The sequence below is a fragment of the Streptomyces sp. NPDC052910 genome, from assembly GCF_055585605.1.
Genome location: NZ_JBVJJR010000011.1, coordinates 135,296 through 148,767, shown reverse-complemented (window position 1 = coordinate 148,767; position 13,472 = coordinate 135,296). Strand labels below are relative to the sequence as shown.

The following is a 13,472-nucleotide window of genomic DNA, read 5'->3' as shown; positions in this document are numbered from 1 at the left end:
GCCATGGCGGCGGAGGTCCGCACGATTTTTCACTCCTTCGGGGGGCGTGACCCCGTGCCGTTGTCCGTCCGGCGGAACGCCGCCCGCCGCTCGTGCGCCACGGCACCCTTGCGCTCGCCCGCGGTCGTGCAGTGCGCTACCTCGCATGAGAAGCGAGTGGAGCACGAGACGAACGAGGCCACGCACCGCCGCGGCCCTGGCCGCCGTCCTGACCGCGGTCACCCTGACGGCGGGGGCCGCCCACCCCGCCACCCCCGCCACCCCCGCCACCCCCGTCCTCAGCCCGCCCAAGCCGCCGGCATCGCCGGCCGGTGGCGCCGACCCGACCCCCCTCCCGGACCCGCCGGGCACCGACCTGGACACCGCCACGATTCCCCAACTCCAGGCCCGCATGGCGGCGGGCACCCTGACCTCGTCCGCGCTGACCCACGCCTACCTGCGCCGGATAGCCGCCGTCGACCCGAAGATCCACGCGGTGCTGCGCACCGACCCGACCGCCCCGCGCCAGGCGGCGGCCAGCGACGCCAGACACCGGAGCGGCACCACGCTCGGCCCCCTCGACGGCATCCCCGTGCTGCTCAAGGACAACATCGACACCCGGGATCTGCCGACCACGGCCGGATCGACGGCCCTCGCCGGGAAGCCGCCCCGGGCCGACGCCCCGCTGGTGACCCGGCTGCGGGCGGCCGGAGCGGTGATCCTGGGCAAGACCAACCTGTCCGAGTGGGCCAACTTCCGCGCCGCCAAACCGACGTCGGGCTGGTCGGCGGTGGGCGGCCAGACGCACAACCCCTACGTGCTGGACCGCAACCCGTGCGGCTCGTCCTCCGGTTCGGCCGCGGCACTCGCCGCCTCGCTGGCCCAGGTGGCGATCGGCACCGAGACGGACGGCTCCATCGTGTGCCCGGCCGGCATGAACGGGGTGGTCGGCCACAAGCCCAGCCTGGGGCTGGTCGACCAGGCCGGTGTCGTCCCCATCTCCGCCGAGCAGGACACCGCGGGCCCCCTGGCGCGCAACGTCACCGACGCCGCCCTCACCCTCTCCGTCCTCACCGGTTCCCCGGCGCCCGAGGCGGCCACCGGCCGCACGGACTCCCTGCGCGGCAAGCGCATCGGCCTGTGGCGTCTGCCCGAACTCGGCTCCGGCGTGGACGCGGTGATGACCCGCACGGCCCGGACCCTGCGCGCCGCCGGCGCGGAGGTCGTCGAGGTGACACCGCCCTACCAGCGGCGGCTCGCCGAGCTCGAGTTCCCCGCCCTGCTCAGCGAGTTCCACCGGGACATCGACGCCTACCTCGCCACCCGCGACGGCCCCCGCGACCTCGCCGAGCTGACCCGGTTCACCCGGACCCACCCGGCCGAGCGGACCTGCTTCTCCGGTCTGGAGCTCTTCGAACGCGCCCTCGCGGCCCCCGCCGCCGGCAGCCCGGAACACCGGGCCGCCCGCGCCGAACTGAAGGACCTCGCGCGGCGCTCCATCGACGAGACGGTGGCCGCCCACCGCCTGGACGCCATCGCCGCCCCGGCCAACCCGCCCGCCTGGACGACGGACTGCGCCCGCGGCGACAACGACGTCATCCCCTCCTCCACCCCCGCCGCCGTGGCCGGCTACCCCTCCCTGGCACTGCCGGCCGGTTTCGTCGGCGAACTTCCCGTCGGCCTCCTGCTGACGGCCGGCGACCGCCAGGACGCCCGGCTGCTCTCCCTGGGCGCCGCGGTCGAGGACCGGCTGCCAGCCCGGCGCGCGCCGCGCTACCTCCCGACGACGGGCACTCCCTGAGCGAGGGTTCCCGCCGGCCCCGGCCGCCCGCCGCCCGTTACGATCACTCGATGCGCCGCACCCCCGCCGACCGGCCCGACGAGCCCGGCCGGCACGACCTCGTCGCCACGGCCCGGACGGCCGTCCGCCGCCTGGTGGCGATTGACGCGGAACGGGGCGCCGCGGCCGCGCTGCCCGAACTCCGCGCGGCCGTGCGGAGCTTCCCCGACCCCTTCGCTCCGGGCGGCGGGTACCGGTGGGACGCGGACCGGCTGGCAGCGCTGGCCGAGCTCCACGAGGTGGCCGGATGGATCCTCTTCGACGCGGGGCTGTACCGGCATGCCCGGCGGGCCAACCGCCGGGCGCTGGCCCTCGCGGAACGCTGCGGTGACCGGTGGACGGAACGGCTGGTGCTGCTCAACGACAGCATGCTGATGAGCCACCTGGGACGCCCGCGCGCCGCCCTGGAGGACGCCGCCCGGGTGCCCGGGGCGCGGCGGCTGCCCGCCCTCGTCGACTGCCTCGTCCTGATCCGCCGGGCGCACGCGGTCGCGGCCCTGGGCGGGGAGCGGGAGGCGGCGCGGCTGGCCGCGCGCGCGGAGAGCCGCTTCCTGGACGGCGCTTCGGCGGACGACCCGCCGTGGGCCTGGTGGATCGACCACGACGAGGTGCTGGGCCACCGCGGCTGGGTCATGGCCCGACTGGACCGCCCGGACCTCGCGATACCCCTCCTGCACCGGGCGTCCACCGCCCCCGGCCCGTCCTACCGGCGGCTGTTCACCGCGCACCTGCTGGCGTCCTTCGCGCGGGCCCGTGCCTGGCGCGAGACGGAACGGCTCGTGGACGAACTCGTGCCGCACGTCCCCGCGATCGGCTCGGCGCGGGCGCGGGAAACGCTCGGCGCCACCGCGGCGGCCCTGCTGCGCGGGGACGGCCGGCCCCCCGCCGCGCCGCGGGAGGCGGCCGGCCGACTGCGGGCGGCGCTGTCCGCGACCGCGCGGACGGGAGCGGACGGCGGGTCCGTGCCGTAACGGCGCGGGGCCCGGGCGGGCGGGCGGCCGGACGCGGGGAACCGCGTCACCGCCGCCCGTCGCCCTTCCCGTCACCCCGCCACCCTTCCCGTCACCCCGTCACCGCTTCTCCGCGCCCTCCGTACCGTCCTCGCGCAGGACCAGGGTGAGCAGCCCGGGGAAGCGCGCCTCGAACTCCGGGCGGCGCAGCCGGTTGAGCCGCTTGGGTCCGGCGTCCCGCTGTTCGAGCAGCCCCGCCTCGCGCAGGACGGTGAAGTGCCGGCTCAGAGTCGCCTTGGTCACCGGCACGTCGAAGCCGCCGCAGGGGCGCTCCCAGTCCCCGGCCGCCGCCAACTCCCGGACCAGGGTCCGCCGTACGGGGTCGGCGAGCGCGAGGAGCGCCGTCTCCAGCGGTACGTCGGCCGGGTCGGTGTGGACGGGTGCCGCGCGGTGGTGACCCGCCGCCCGTGCCGGCTCCGGGTTCCGCTCGCGGTCCTGCTCCGGTCCCCGTCCGTGCGTTTCCGTCGGCATGTCCGTGCTCCGTTCTCCGCCTCGCCGCGACGCGTTGCCGAGTGTTCGATGATGTGCGTACACTCCGAGGTGTTCGCTTCTTGGCGAACACTCTAGTGGGTGAGCGGCATTCCGCCTCCCCGCCCGCTCCACCGCTCTCCCGCGCAAGCCGCTTCCCGAGGCAAGGAGAAGGACCCATGACCCCCGCACCGCTCCCGTCCGGCCGCGGACCTGATCGTTCCGCACGTACCCTCTTCGCCGCCTGCCTGGGAATCGTCGTCGTCATCCTCGACGTCAGCATCGTCAACGTGGCCACCAAGGCCCTCGCGGGCGACTTCGGCGGCAGCATCTCCGGCCTGGAGTGGGTGATCAACGGTTACACCCTCACCTTCGCGGCCTTCCTGCTCACGGCCGGCGCCATGGGCGACCGCTTCGACCCCCGCCGAATCTTCGTCGGCGGGTTCGGCCTGTTCGCCGCCGCCTCGCTGGCCTGCGGGGCCGCGCCCTCGCTCGGGGTACTGATCGCGGCGCGGATCCTCCAGGGCGTGGGCGCCGCGATGATCATGCCGTCCTCCCTGTCGATCGTGAACGCCGGATTCCCCGATCCCGCCCGGCGCGCCCGCGCCATCAGCCTGTGGGCCGCCGCCGGCAGCCTCGCCCTGGCCCTCGGCCCGGTCGTCGGCGGCCTGCTGGTGGACACGCTCGGCTGGCGGTCCATCTTCTACGTCAACGTGCCCCTCGCCGCCGTCGGCATCCTCCTCACCAGGACCTCCGCCCGCCCCACCGCGCGTCCGGCGGCCCGGCGCCCCCTGGACCTGCCCGGCCAGTTCCTCGCCGTCGCGGGCCTGGGCGCCCTCACCGTCGCGACCGTGGAGGCCAACTCCCAGGAGTGGACCTCGGCGACCGTGCTCGCCGGCGCCGCGGTCTTCGCCGTCGCACTGGCCGGTTTCATCGCGGTGGAGCGGCGCGGCGCCGACCCGATGCTGCCGCCGCGGCTGTTCGGCCACCGGACGTTCACCGCCACCGCGCTCGTCGGCGCCCTGCTCAACTTCGGCTTCTACGGGCTGATCTTCGTCTTCAGCATCTTCTTCCAGGAGGCGTGGGCCTACTCGCCGGTCACCGCCGGCCTGGCCTTCCTCCCGATGACCGCCGCCGTCATGGCCGCCAACCTGGCCTCCGGCCCGCTGGTCAGGCGCCACGGCGCCCGCAGGGTCATGGTCGTCGGCAACGCCCTGGCCGCCGTCGGCTACCTGGCCACCGTCCCGGCCGTCGGCTCGCACTCCTACGCCGCCGTCGTCACGCAGTTCCTCGTCTCCGGCGCCGGACTCGGCCTGGTCGTGCCGGCCATGACGAACGCGATGCTGGGCACGGTCGAACCGGCCCACGCGGGCGTCGCCTCCGGCGTCCTCAACGCCTCCCGGCAGGTCGGGGGCCTGCTCGGGGTGGCCGTGATGGGACTGCTCGTCGGCGACGGCGCCGCCGGGCACCTCGTCCCCGGCCTGCGCGCCGCGCTGCTCTCGGCCGGGGGAGCCCTCGCCCTCGGAGCGCTCCTCAGCGCCACGGGCGTCCGCGCCGCCACCCGGCCCGCCGCCGCTCCCGCTCCCGCCGCCGCGTGCCCCGCACCGGCCCCCGTCCGCTGACCTCCGCTGTCCTCCGTCGGCATCCACCGGCGGTTCCACCGACACCGCACGACACGCACCGCCCGGCGCCACGGCGCCCGGGCGGTGCGGCTGTTCGTCCTGCCGGCTGCCCGTCCTGCCGGCTATGGGGCCGCTCGTCCGTCCGGCGGGGCCCCTACGCACCCCCTCAGAGGCGCGTGTCGTCCACGACCGGCACCCGGGGCGCCGCCGGACGGACCTCCGGGCGGGCCGTGCGCGGCGCCGAGGCGGCCGGTCCTGCCGGCTTCGCGGGCCCGCAGAAGGCGGGTTCGAGAGTGTTCATCAATCCCTGCGTCACCGAACCGTTGTTGGAGGCGTTGGCGAACACCACGACCGTCCGCCGGCCGTCGCGGGTGGCGAACGACTGGGTCTGGAACCCCTGGACGATGCCCCCGTGCCCGTACACCTTCCCGCAGGACAGCGCGATCTCCCGCAGCCCCAGCCCGTAGCCGGTCCCGGCGGTGGGGGTGGGCACCGCGCTCGTCATCAGCCGCACCGACGCGTCGGAGACCAGCCCGCCGGAGTCGCCGGCCAGCACGGCGGTCAGGAAGCGGTCCATGTCGTCGGCCGAGGAGACGACCGCCCCCGCGCTCCAGATCCAGGATCCGTTCTGCTCCGTCGCGTCCAGCAGCGGCCGGGACCGGTCGTCGTTGGTCAGATAGCCCGTCACGTGCGGGCCCTCGATGCGCTTGTCCGGTACCACGAACGAGGTCTGCCGCAGCCCCAGCGGCTCGATCACCTGCTCCCGCAGCACCTGCTCGTACGGGCGGCCGGTCAGGTGCTCCACGGCCATGCCCAGCAGCACGTAACCGGTGTTGGTGTACGCGTACCGGGTCCCCGGCGGGTACTGCACCCCGTGCCGGACCGACATGGCCACCAGGTCGGCGGGCCGGTAGACCGTGTCGCGAATCCGCTTCTCGAAGGCGCTGGTGGTCTCCTCGCCCTCCTGCTCCAGCAGGTCGTTGGTGTGGTCGTAGATGCCCGCGCGGTGCTGCATGACCTGCCGGACGGTCATGTTCCAGCCCTCCGGCAGCGTGCCGGCCGGCAGGTAGTCGCGCATCCGGCCGTCCAGGTCGACGCGGCCCTGTTCGACCAGGCGCATCAGCAGGACGGAAGTGAACATCTTGGTGTTGCTGCCGACCCGGACCCGCCAGGCCGCGTTCATCGGCGTGCCGTCCAAATTCGCCTTGCCGACGGCGACCGACCGGTCGCCACCGGTGCCGTCGTGGTCGCGGACCACCGCGAACGCGCCCGGAGCCCCCGCGCGAACGGTCCGTTCCAGTGCGGCGCGCATTCCCGCGGTGTCGGGCTCCACCGCCGTCCGCGGCGCGGCCACCGCGCCCGTCGCGCCCAGCGTCGCCAGCACGGCGGCACTCACGGCCACCGCCGCCGCGCGCCGTATCCCGGCCCGCCCCGCCGCCCGCGCCCGCGTCGCTCCGGCTCCGGTCGTCTCGGTTCTCGCCATCCCAAGTCCCCTGACTGACTGCTTCATACGACTGACTGCTTCGTGCCCCGCCCGGATCGCCGAACGGTCCGGACGCCCTGAGCGGTGATCGTAACCACGCCCCGGACCCGGCGGCCGAAAACCGACCCCCGGCCCCCGCCCCCTCGCCACGCCCCCGTCATCCCACCGCCCCGGCGCCGTCCACTGTCCGCGCCCGCCCTGACCAGGGCGGACAACCCCCGGTCATTCGACGGACACGGCCCGGTCGGCGCCGTCGCAGGTTCGGGGCCGTACGAGGAGACGCGGCGCAGGGGGTGTCCGGCGGACGCCGCTCCGGTGCCGCTCCTCCCACCGTTCGCCGCAAGGGAGTTCGCACCATGAAGGTCCGCCTCGTGCCGGACGTCGCCTGCGCCCGGTCGTTCCTGGGCTTCGCCCACTACCTGCGGGCCGTGGAGCGGTTCCGGGCCCTCCTGGCCGCCCTCCGCGCGGCGGCCGGGGCCACGGCCGTCGTAACGCCCGCCGTCTGACGGGACGTCGGCGGACGGCGGGAGCGGCTCCGCGGACCGATTACCACATCCGGCCTTCTTCGATCTCGCGTTCGAGCGGGATGACGTGCTTCTCACACCGCCGTCGCACCTGATGACTTTCCCGCCCCGCTCCGGTGTCCTTGCCGCCGACGGAGGCCCTGACCTGGGGCACGACGAAGGGAATCGGTGGCACATGGACGGACGGTTCCGGGTGTGGTGGACCCTGCGGCGACTCGTGTCGAGAACGCGGAAGACCACCGGGACGACGCCGCGCGGCAGGTTCGCCGCGGCCGTCGGAGCGGTCGCGCTGCTCGTGGCCGGGCTCACCGGCGTGACGGCGGGCGAGGCGGCCGCCCGTACGGGCAAATGGTCGTGTTCGGGGGCGCCCGTCCCGGACGGATGGGTCATCACCGGCTACGACCGCACCGGCTGCCAGGGCGCGGGATCCTGGTACCAGCAGCCCGTGAAGGACGGCATCTGGACGTGCTCGGGCTCGCCGATCGTGTCCGGCTACGTCATCACCAACTACGACCGCAACGGCTGCACCGGCATCGGCGCCTGGTACCACGAGCTCGCCCGTGACGGCCGCTGGACGTGCGCCGGCTCCCCGATCCCGGCCGGTTACGTCAATACGAACCACAACCGCACCGGCTGCAACGGCATCGGCTCCTGGTACCAGGAGCAGGTCCGAAACCGCATCTGGGCCTGCTCCGGTTCCCCCGTCCCGCCCGGGTACCGCACCACCACCTTCTCGTCGACCGGCTGCAACGGCGTCGGGGCGTGGTACATGGTGCGTGCCTGAGCCGGTCGTTCGAGGCCGCGGCGGACCGCACGAAGCACGGAGCGCGCACACCGGCGGGACGTGCCCGGAGCGGCGGTCCGCTCGGCGGCCACCGGCTCGGGCGCCGGCGGGGACCACCCCTGCGGCCGGGCGTCGCGCCGCTCGGCGGGGGGTGGTGGAGAGCGCGACCTGACGCCCGCCGGACCCGGCAGGGCGGCTGCGCCCCGGCCCCGGGCGGCCGGAACGTAGGGTGACTTCGTGACGATTCTCCGCTCCCGCGCCGCGATCGCCGTCATGGCCCTCTCCACGGCCCTTGTCACGGCTTGTTCCGCCACCGGATCGCACGAGGACGCCGGTCCTCGCGAGTCCGCGCACACCGACGCCCCGGAGAAGGGCGAGGTGTGGATACCCGACCCCGGCACCGCCTTCGACTACCAGCTCGGCGGCGCGTATCCGCCGCCGAGCGGGGTGCGGGCCGTCTCCCGTGACCGCACGGCCCGGCCCGCCGACGGGATGTACAACATCTGCTACGTCAATGCCTTCCAGACGCAGCCCGGCGACGCCGTCGACTGGTGGAAGAAGCACCACCCCGACCTGCTCCTCAAGAACGACGGCGGGAAGCTCGTCATCGACGAGGACTGGGACGAGCCCCTGCTGGACATCTCCACCCCGGCCAAGCGCGACGCCCTGATGAAGGTCGTCGGGCCCTGGATCGACGGTTGCGCCGACGCCGGTTTCGACGCCGTGGAACCGGACAACCTCGACTCCTACGAACGCTCCGACGGCAAGCTCACCCCCGAGCACGCGACCGCCTTCGCCCGCCTCCTGGCCGACCGGGCCCACCGGCGGCACCTGGCCGTCGCCCAGAAGAACACCGCCGAGCTGCTGCCCCGGCGCGCCCGCATCGGCTTCGATTTCGCCGTCGTCGAGGAGTGCGCGCGCTACAAGGAATGCCCCGAGTACAGCGCCGCCTACGGCGGCCGGATCTTCGACATCGAGTACGGCAGAAAGGACTTCACCACCGCCTGCCGCTCCTGGGGCGACAAGCTGTCCATCACCCTCCGCGACCACGACGTCCGCCCGGCCGGCTCCCGGGGGTACGTCTACGCCGCCTGCTGAGGCAGGCCGTGAACGGCCCCGCCCCCGCCGCGTCATGAGTATCCGTACTCATCCGCACCGGGGGGCACGGCCGGGACGGCTGAGTGCGTGGACGCTCCCGCGCACGGACCGCCGCGCGATGTGATCGGCGCATGCCTCGACAGCACCGCACCCGCCGTCCCCCGTCCGCCGGCCCGAAGCGGCCGAACACACCCGGCATGGCCGCCCTCGTCCTGGCGGTGAACGCCGTCCTGGCTGCCGGCACCCTCTGGCTCCTGCCCCTGGCCGTCCCCCTGGGCGCGGCGGCGGTGGTCTGCGGTGTGGTGGGGTGCGTGAAGGTGAGGCGCCGCACGGCGGACGAGCGCCTCCCGGCGATCATCGGGATCGTCGTGGGCCTGGTCGCGGCGACGGCCTGCTTCGGTCTCACGGTGCAGTTCCTGGACGCCATGTCCCGCCTGAACGCGCTCCCCGCGCGACCGACGGGAACAAGCGTGGCGTCCTGAGCACGGCTTCCTGAGCACGGCTTCCTCCCCGGGCGGGCCGAGGGGGCGGGCGGGTCACGCCGTCGCCGCCGGCCCGGGCAGTGCGTGGAGACGGACGTCCGTGAGCCGGCCGTCCGCGGCGCGGGCCGTCATGCAGGTGCGGTGCGGCTGCCGGCGCCGGTCCGTGGGCGAACCGGGATTGAGCAGCCGCAGACCGCCCTCGGCCGTGGAGTCCCAGGGAATGTGGCTGTGGCCGAAGACGAGCACGTCCAGGTCGGGGAAGCGCTGCGCGCAGCGCCGTTCACGCCCCTGCGCCGCGCCGGTCTCGTGCACGACGCCGAACCGCAGCCCGCCCAGCTCGGCGTACGCCACCTCGGGCAGCCTGGCTCGCAGTTCGGGGCCGTCGTTGTTGCCGTATACGGCGACCAACCGCCGCGACCGTGCCTCCAGCAGGTCCAGCGTGGCGGTGTCGACCCAGTCTCCGGCGTGGATCACCACGTCGGCCCGCGCGATCCGGTCGAGCAGCTCCGGCGGCAGGGCCTTGGCCCGTTTCGGCAGGTGTGTGTCGGACGTCAGCAGCAGGTCCATCCGGCCGACGGTAGCCCGCCCGCCGCTCGGCGGCCGGGCCCGGCGCGCCGGACGGCCCCGGCACGGCGGCCTCCGACGACCGGCTGTTCTCAGTCATGCGTGGCCGAAAACCGCCCTGATGCGCCCGCGTTCCGGCCGGAAGTGGGAGGCTGGGCGGATGGGGAGAGGAACGCGCAGTCAGGCGGAGCGGGACGCCGTCACCGTCGAGATCGGGTACGCGCTGTTTAGCGCGTGCTTCCTGGGGTTCGTGGTGTTCGCGGCGGTCGCCGGGCCGGTCCTCGTCTGGGACCTGCCCGAAGCCGTCGGCAAGGCGCTGGTGGTCACCGGGACGGCACTGGGGTCCGTCCTCGGAGTGCTGCGCGTGGTGCACGTGCTGTGGCGGTTCGCCCGGGGGAACGGCCGGCTGAGCGACCGGGGACTGAGTCGGGATCTGGCCGAGCCGGGGTCGAACCGAGCCGGGACCGGGCTGAGCCGGCGGCTCCGCCGCGGGGCCGGAGCCTGCGGGCGCGGGCGGGTCGGTCCGACGTCCGGCATCGACGCCCTCCGGCACCGACGCCCTCCGGCACGGCACCGTCCGACTCGACGCCCGGGGGCCCCGCCCGCGTCCGCCTCCCCTCCCCCCCCGGTCAGCAGTACAGGTCGCCGCCCGGCGCGACCCCCAGGATCTGCGCGAACTTCCGGTAGCTGTCCACCCGGTGCTGCACCTGCGCGGGGCTCTTGCCGTCGCACTCGACACTGCCGTTGATGCTGCGGATCGTCTGCCCGAAGCCCCGGCCGTTGACCATCGCGTCGTGCGGCGTCATGCTGCCCGGACCGCGCTGGGTGTTCCAGTACCAGAGCGCCGTCTTCCAGGCGACGGACGCGTCGTTCTGTACGAGCCACGGGTTCTTCAGCAGGTCCAGGCCGAGCGCGTCACCGGCCGCCTTGTAGTTGAAGTTCCAACTGAGCTGGAGCGGTCCGCGCCCGTAGTAGGCGGCCTGCCCGGCCGGACAGCCGTACGGCTGCTTCCAGTCGCAGTACGTCGGGTAGTTGGCGGTGTTCTGCTCGACGATGTGCACCAGGCCGCCGGTCTCGTGGTCGACGTTGGCGAGGAAGGCCGCGGCCTCCTGCCGGCGGACCGTGTCGCTGCCCGTGTTGGCGAAGCCCGGGTACGCCTTCAGGGCCGCGACCAGACCGCTGTAGGTGTAGAAGCTGTTCCGGTTCGGGAACATCTGGCGGAACTGTGCCTCGCTCACGACGAAGCCGCCCGGCTGGGGGTTGCCGCCGGAGCAGGTGTACGGGTCCCAGTACCAGGTGCTGATCAGCGGGTCGTAGCCCGGGTTGTCGTGCTCCGCGACGTAGTACTTGCCGTCCGTGTAACGGACGACCGTCCCGGCGGGATACCAGGTGCCCGCGGTCCAGTTGGGGGCGTTGTCGCAGGTCCCGGCGGTCCGCGCGGCGGGGGAGGCCGGTGCGGCGGAGGCTGTCGGGCCGACGAGGGCCAGACCCGTCACGGCGACGGCGGCCGACAGCAGTGAGGCCAAGCGGCGGTGTCTCACGAGAACTCCTGGGGATCGACGGGCGGATGGCTCGGTCAGGGCGGGCGGGCCGGACTCGGGCGGACGGCCCGGGGCCGCCCGGCTCGTACCGTGCGGGCTGCCCGGCCGGCGCGCGGCCGACGGCGGAACGGCGGCGTCCCCGGAGCCGGGCGCGGGCGCGCGGGCCGCGGAAGCCGCCGGGGGAGCGGGCGTCGCGACAGCGGGACGCCGTCACACGCGTGCGATTCCGCCTCGCCAGATGACCGGTTGCTCGCACCGGGCAGTGAACCGCCTTCGTTGAAAACTTGTCAACGCACCGCCGCGGCGGGCCACGAAATCAGGCCACAACGGAAACCGACAGCACTATCGGGTGGCAGCGCGCGACACGGCACGTCACCGCCCACGCGGCCAGTTGGCCGAAAATGGCCGGACAATGCGGTTTCCCCATCCTTTACGCGCACTTAAGCGGATCAGCCCTTGTGGCGGAAGTGACGAAACCGCTTCAATGCGACGTGATCGGTCGACCGGGGCTCACCTGCCCCATGACCGCGCTGACCTGACGACCCCTCAGGACACGGAGATCCGTATGCCGCAGCGCACGACGAAGAAGCTCCCCCTCACCGCTCTCGCGGGGGTGACCCTGGCCCTGCCCGCCCTCGTCCTCGGCGGGACGTCCGCGGCCTCGGCCGCCCCGGCCGCCACCGCGTCGGCCTCCCCGATACGGGCGGCCGCGGCCGCGGCCGGACTGGAGGATCCGCACAAGAAGGACATCGCCATGCAACTGGTCTGCAGCGCGGAGAACTCCTCGCTCCAGTGGCGCAAGTACTTCGACTACATCGAGCCGTACGACGACGGCCGCGGCTACACCGGCGGCATCATCGGCTTCACCTCGGGCACCGGCGACATGCTGAAACTGGTCGAGGAGTACACCGCGAAGAAGCCCGGCAACCCGCTCGCGCCCTTCCTGCCCGCCCTGCGCAAGGTCAACGGGTCCGACTCGCACGCCGGCCTCGGCAAGCCCTTCGAGGAGGCCTGGCACAAGGCCGCCAAGGACAAGGCGTTCCAGGACGCCCAGGAGAGCCTGCGCGACCGCATGTACTTCGACCCGGCCGTCAAGCAGGCGAAGGCGGACGGGCTGCGCGCCCTCGGACAGTTCGTCTACTACGACGCCATCGTGATGCACGGCCCCGGTGACGACAAGGACAGCTTCGGCGGCATCCGCAAGGCCGCCCTGAAGAAGGCCAAGTCCCCGGCGCAGGGCGGGGACGAGAAGGCGTACCTCAACGCGTTCCTCGACGCGCGCAAGAAGGTGATGAAGACCGAGGAGGCGCACAGCGACACCAGCCGGATCGACACGGCCCAGCGCGTCTTCCTGAACGAGGGGAACCTCGACCTCACGCCGCCGCTCAAGTGGAAGGTGTACGGCGACTCGTACCGCATCGACGAGTGACGCGTCCGCGGGGTCCCGGGGCCGGCGCCGCGGCCCGCCACCGGTCTCGCCTCCCGGGGGAGCCGTCCGGCCGTCGGGCCCGGAGCCGGCGCCCGGAACCCCGCCTCGGGGCGCCCCCGCCGCTCAGCGGCGGTAGTACAGGTGCCACTCGTAGTCGTAGTGACCGTGGTGCCGTTCCTCTTTCTTGCAGCGGTAATCGTGCCATTTGCCCTGCTGCTGCCCCTTCTTGCCGGCCTCCTTGCAGGAGTGCTCGTCGTGGTACCAGCCGTCCGGCTTCCAGGAGGACGCCAGGTCCTCCTGCTGTGCGCCGCCGTTCGCCTCGTCGTCGTGCGCCGCGCCGCCGTCGGGCGTGCCGCCCGTCGGTCCGCTCGTCGCGCTCGGGGGATCGTCCGGCGGTGCGGCGAAGGCCGCTCCGGCCGAACCGGCGAGCAGCAGGCCCGCGATGAGCACCGCCGCCGGGGCGCGGAGGACATACCTCGATGTCACGGGATTCCCTTTCTCGTTCCGGGTTTCTGCCCCTCATGGTGGGACGCGGGCCGGCGCGCCGGGAAGCGGCCGCCGCGGGCGCGTTGGGGTGGGGTTTCCCGTGCGGACCGCGCGGGCGGGTGCGAGTCTCACGCGGCGTGGGGAGTCATGGCCGCCACTTGG

The 13,472-nt window shown here is 74.0% G+C and carries 14 protein-coding genes; 9 read left to right on the top strand and 5 right to left on the bottom strand.

Annotation, left to right across the window (positions count from 1 at the left end):
• Positions 1-145: 145 nt before the first annotated feature.
• Together ACZ6X9_RS29945 and ACZ6X9_RS29940 are read left to right on the top strand one after the other, a co-directional pair.
• Entirely contained in the window at positions 146-1,780 is a 1,635-nt protein-coding gene (locus tag ACZ6X9_RS29945) for an amidase family protein (protein WP_469781149.1), read from the top strand.
• 50 nt (positions 1,781-1,830) lie between these two features.
• On the top strand, positions 1,831-2,790 hold the full coding sequence (locus ACZ6X9_RS29940) for a DNA-binding protein (RefSeq protein ID WP_469781148.1): 960 nt from the start codon (positions 1,831-1,833) through the stop codon (positions 2,788-2,790).
• Positions 2,791-2,889: 99 nt separating this feature from the next.
• On the opposite strand, the gene ACZ6X9_RS29935 is transcribed toward ACZ6X9_RS29940, so the two are convergent.
• The gene (locus tag ACZ6X9_RS29935; protein WP_469781147.1) at positions 2,890-3,300 is read right to left on the bottom strand and encodes an ArsR/SmtB family transcription factor; all 411 of its coding nucleotides are present in this window, start codon (positions 3,298-3,300) and stop codon (positions 2,890-2,892) included.
• A 176-nt stretch (positions 3,301-3,476) separates the two neighbouring features.
• Between ACZ6X9_RS29935 and ACZ6X9_RS29930 the strand changes: the two genes are divergently transcribed.
• Positions 3,477-4,919, top strand: coding sequence for an MFS transporter (locus ACZ6X9_RS29930; protein ID WP_469781146.1), 1,443 nt, complete (start codon positions 3,477-3,479; stop codon positions 4,917-4,919).
• A 166-nt stretch (positions 4,920-5,085) separates the two neighbouring features.
• Here ACZ6X9_RS29930 and ACZ6X9_RS29925 read toward each other — a convergent pair whose 3' ends face one another.
• Positions 5,086-6,402: a serine hydrolase domain-containing protein gene (locus ACZ6X9_RS29925; RefSeq protein ID WP_469781145.1), complete on the bottom strand. Its 1,317-nt coding sequence runs from the start codon at positions 6,400-6,402 to the stop codon at positions 5,086-5,088.
• Positions 6,403-6,758: 356 nt separating this feature from the next.
• Between ACZ6X9_RS29925 and ACZ6X9_RS29920 the strand changes: the two genes are divergently transcribed.
• From ACZ6X9_RS29920 to ACZ6X9_RS29905, 4 genes are all read left to right on the top strand, one after another.
• The gene (locus tag ACZ6X9_RS29920; RefSeq protein WP_469781144.1) at positions 6,759-6,908 is read left to right on the top strand and encodes a hypothetical protein; all 150 of its coding nucleotides are present in this window, start codon (positions 6,759-6,761) and stop codon (positions 6,906-6,908) included.
• 193 nt (positions 6,909-7,101) lie between these two features.
• Positions 7,102-7,710 carry a hypothetical protein gene (locus ACZ6X9_RS29915; RefSeq protein WP_469781143.1) on the top strand — a complete coding sequence of 203 codons (609 nt, stop codon included), beginning with the start codon at positions 7,102-7,104 and terminating at the stop codon, positions 7,708-7,710.
• Between the two features lie 237 nt (positions 7,711-7,947).
• A complete protein-coding gene (locus ACZ6X9_RS29910) occupies positions 7,948-8,808 on the top strand; it encodes an endo alpha-1,4 polygalactosaminidase (RefSeq protein WP_469781142.1) in 861 nt (286 codons plus the stop codon).
• A gap of 131 nt (positions 8,809-8,939) precedes the next feature.
• Complete coding sequence (locus ACZ6X9_RS29905) at positions 8,940-9,290, top strand: hypothetical protein (RefSeq protein WP_469781141.1); 351 nt, start codon at positions 8,940-8,942, stop codon at positions 9,288-9,290.
• Between the two features lie 54 nt (positions 9,291-9,344).
• On the opposite strand, the gene ACZ6X9_RS29900 is transcribed toward ACZ6X9_RS29905, so the two are convergent.
• Positions 9,345-9,857: a metallophosphoesterase family protein gene (locus tag ACZ6X9_RS29900; protein ID WP_469781140.1), complete on the bottom strand. Its 513-nt coding sequence runs from the start codon at positions 9,855-9,857 to the stop codon at positions 9,345-9,347.
• Between the two features lie 118 nt (positions 9,858-9,975).
• On the opposite strand from ACZ6X9_RS29900, the gene ACZ6X9_RS29895 reads away from it, so the two are divergent.
• A complete protein-coding gene (locus ACZ6X9_RS29895) occupies positions 9,976-10,602 on the top strand; it encodes a DUF6332 family protein (protein ID WP_469781139.1) in 627 nt (208 codons plus the stop codon).
• On the opposite strand, the gene ACZ6X9_RS29890 is transcribed toward ACZ6X9_RS29895, so the two are convergent.
• A complete protein-coding gene (locus ACZ6X9_RS29890) occupies positions 10,484-11,395 on the bottom strand; it encodes a glycoside hydrolase family 19 protein (protein WP_469781138.1) in 912 nt (303 codons plus the stop codon). The genes ACZ6X9_RS29895 and ACZ6X9_RS29890 overlap by 119 nt on opposite strands.
• Before the next feature lie 565 nt (positions 11,396-11,960).
• On the opposite strand from ACZ6X9_RS29890, the gene ACZ6X9_RS29885 reads away from it, so the two are divergent.
• On the top strand, positions 11,961-12,824 hold the full coding sequence (locus ACZ6X9_RS29885; RefSeq protein ID WP_469781137.1) for a chitosanase: 864 nt from the start codon (positions 11,961-11,963) through the stop codon (positions 12,822-12,824).
• A 123-nt stretch (positions 12,825-12,947) separates the two neighbouring features.
• On the opposite strand, the gene ACZ6X9_RS29880 is transcribed toward ACZ6X9_RS29885, so the two are convergent.
• Positions 12,948-13,310: a hypothetical protein gene (locus ACZ6X9_RS29880; protein ID WP_469781136.1), complete on the bottom strand. Its 363-nt coding sequence runs from the start codon at positions 13,308-13,310 to the stop codon at positions 12,948-12,950.
• Between the last annotated feature and the right edge of the window lie 162 nt (positions 13,311-13,472).

Excerpts from the sequence above, each read along its gene's own strand:
- ACZ6X9_RS29945 (WP_469781149.1), top strand. The coding sequence starts at position 146 with ATGAGAAGCGAGTGGAGCACGAGACGAACGAGGCCACGCACCGCCGCG.
- ACZ6X9_RS29940 (WP_469781148.1), top strand. The coding sequence starts at position 1,831 with ATGCGCCGCACCCCCGCCGACCGGCCCGACGAGCCCGGCCGGCACGAC.
- ACZ6X9_RS29935 (WP_469781147.1), bottom strand. The coding sequence starts at position 3,300 with ATGCCGACGGAAACGCACGGACGGGGACCGGAGCAGGACCGCGAGCGG.
- ACZ6X9_RS29930 (WP_469781146.1), top strand. The coding sequence starts at position 3,477 with ATGACCCCCGCACCGCTCCCGTCCGGCCGCGGACCTGATCGTTCCGCA.
- ACZ6X9_RS29925 (WP_469781145.1), bottom strand. The coding sequence starts at position 6,402 with ATGGCGAGAACCGAGACGACCGGAGCCGGAGCGACGCGGGCGCGGGCG.
- ACZ6X9_RS29920 (WP_469781144.1), top strand. The coding sequence starts at position 6,759 with ATGAAGGTCCGCCTCGTGCCGGACGTCGCCTGCGCCCGGTCGTTCCTG.
- ACZ6X9_RS29915 (WP_469781143.1), top strand. The coding sequence starts at position 7,102 with ATGGACGGACGGTTCCGGGTGTGGTGGACCCTGCGGCGACTCGTGTCG.
- ACZ6X9_RS29905 (WP_469781141.1), top strand. The coding sequence starts at position 8,940 with ATGCCTCGACAGCACCGCACCCGCCGTCCCCCGTCCGCCGGCCCGAAG.
- ACZ6X9_RS29900 (WP_469781140.1), bottom strand. The coding sequence starts at position 9,857 with ATGGACCTGCTGCTGACGTCCGACACACACCTGCCGAAACGGGCCAAG.
- ACZ6X9_RS29895 (WP_469781139.1), top strand. The coding sequence starts at position 9,976 with ATGCGCCCGCGTTCCGGCCGGAAGTGGGAGGCTGGGCGGATGGGGAGA.
- ACZ6X9_RS29885 (WP_469781137.1), top strand. The coding sequence starts at position 11,961 with ATGCCGCAGCGCACGACGAAGAAGCTCCCCCTCACCGCTCTCGCGGGG.